The organism is Sphingomonas sp. 37zxx, assembly GCF_000786205.1.
Taxonomy (GTDB): Bacteria; Pseudomonadota; Alphaproteobacteria; order Sphingomonadales; family Sphingomonadaceae; genus Sphingomonas.
In genome coordinates this window covers 1-905 of sequence record NZ_JROH01000112.1, presented here as the reverse complement: position 1 = coordinate 905, position 905 = coordinate 1, and the positions used below count along the sequence as shown (strand labels likewise).

At 67.4% G+C, this 905-nt stretch carries 1 protein-coding gene; it reads right to left on the bottom strand.

The window, feature by feature from the left end:
• On the bottom strand, positions 1-905 hold a 905-nt coding region (tnpC, locus tag QU44_RS16990), incomplete at both ends, for an IS66 family transposase (protein WP_033923596.1).

Genomic DNA, 905 nt, shown 5'->3' with positions numbered 1-905 from the left:
GTTGCGCGACAGCTTGGCGACCTGGGCGGTAAGCCAGACGTGAAGCTCTACGATAAGCGGTGCGCTCAGTTCCTGCCGCACGGCGAGGCGTTCAGGGGCCGATCTGCCGTTGATGGCGCGCTCGATGTCGAACAGGGCATCGAGCCGCTGTACTGCCTCGAGCGCGATCGGATAGATCATGCCGGCGCGCTCGCCGCGGCTCTTCCTGCGCGCCGCGCCCTCGACGTCGGCGAGCTCGAAGAACTTGCGCCGCGCATGCGCGAAGCAGCCAGCCTCGAGGATCGGTCCAGGCGCACGACCGTCACGATACAGCTCGCCATAGCCACCATAAGCGTCGGCTTGCAGGATCCCTGACCAGGACGCCAGATGCGCCTGCGGATGCTGGCCGCGCCGATCGCGCGAGTAATGGAACAACGCCGCAGGCGGATCGGCCCCGGCGAACGGCCGGTCATCACGTACGTACACCCATAATCGCGCGATATCTGTCTTGCCCTTGGCCATGACCGGCACCGTGGTATCGTCGCCGTGCAACCGCTCGGCGGCAAGCACATGCGCCTCGATCAGCCGGTAGAGTGGCGTCAGGGCGAAGGCAGCGGCACCGACCTGGTCGGCAAGCGTCGAGGTGCTGAGCGGTACGCTCTCGCGCGCGAAGCGCTCGGCCTGGCGGTTGAGAGGCTGGTGCTGGCCGTACTTCTCGAACAGCAGCATGGCGAGGAAGCTCGGGCCGGCCCATCCGCGCGGCACGACGTGGAACGGCGCAGGGGGCTGCGTGATCTTCTCGCAGTGCCGGCAAGAAAACTTCTCGCGCACGGTCTGGATCACCTTCCAGGAGCGCGGGACGACCTCGAGCGTCTCGGTCACATCCTCGCCGAGCCTGGAGAGCCGGGCGCTGCCGCAACCTGGGC